At 51.7% G+C, this 917-nt stretch carries 1 protein-coding gene; it reads right to left on the bottom strand.

Annotation, left to right across the window (positions count from 1 at the left end; genetic code table 11):
- Positions 1–187: 187 nt before the first annotated feature.
- Positions 188–742 (bottom strand): fluoroquinolone-acetylating aminoglycoside 6'-N-acetyltransferase AAC(6')-Ib-cr5, encoded by a 555-nt coding sequence (locus tag FTE26_RS03885; protein WP_063840321.1) that lies wholly within the window; start codon positions 740–742, stop codon positions 188–190.
- Positions 743–917 lie beyond the last annotated feature (175 nt).

Genomic DNA, 917 nt, shown 5'->3' with positions numbered 1-917 from the left:
AGGGACAGCTGATAGAAACAGAAGCCACTGGAGCACCTCAAAAACACCATCATACACTAAATCAGTAAGTTGGCAGCATCACCTAATTTTAACGGCTAACAATTAATGAGGCTCCGGGTTCGCCCAACGTTTGACATGAGGGGCGGCCAAGGGCGCCAGCCCTTGGACGTCCCCCTCGATGGAAGGGTTAGGCATCACTGCGTGTTCGCTCGAATGCCTGGCGTGTTTGAACCATGTACACGGCTGGACCATATGGGGTGGTTACGGTACCTTGCCTCTCAAACCCCGCTTTCTCGTAGCATCGGATCGCTCGCAAGTTGCTCGGCGACGGGTCCGTTTGGATCTTGGTGACCTCGGGATCATTGAACAGCAACTCAACCAGAGCTCGAACCAGCTTGGTTCCCAAGCCTTTGCCCAGTTGTGATGCATTCGCCAGTAACTGGTCTATTCCGCGTACTCCTGGATCGGTTTCTTCTTCCCACCGTCCGTCCCCGCTTCCAAGAGCAACGTACGACTGGGCATACCCAATCGGCTCTCCATTCAGCATTGCAATGTATGGAGTGACGGACTCTTGCGCTAAAACGCTTGGCAAGTACTGTTCCTGTACGTCAGCAAGTGTCGGGCGTGCTTCTTCTCCGCCCCACCACTCGACGATATGAGATCGATTTAGCCACTCATAGAGCATCGCAAGGTCATGCTCAGTCATGAGGCGCAGTGTGACGGAATCGTTGCTGTTGGTCACGATGCTGTACTTTGTGATGCCTAACTTTGTTTTTGCGTTGCTCATGATGTCTAACTCCCAATTTGTGTAGGGCTTATTATGCACGCTTAAAGGCACTGTTGCAAAGTTAGCGATGAGGCAGCCTTTTGTCTTATTCAAAGGCCTTACATTTCAAAAACTCTGCTTACCAGGCGCA

This window comes from Escherichia sp. S10b (assembly GCF_028421345.1).
In the GTDB taxonomy this organism is placed as follows: domain Bacteria; phylum Pseudomonadota; class Gammaproteobacteria; order Enterobacterales; family Enterobacteriaceae; genus ECMA0423.
This window is presented reverse-complemented; position numbering and strand designations above follow the sequence as displayed.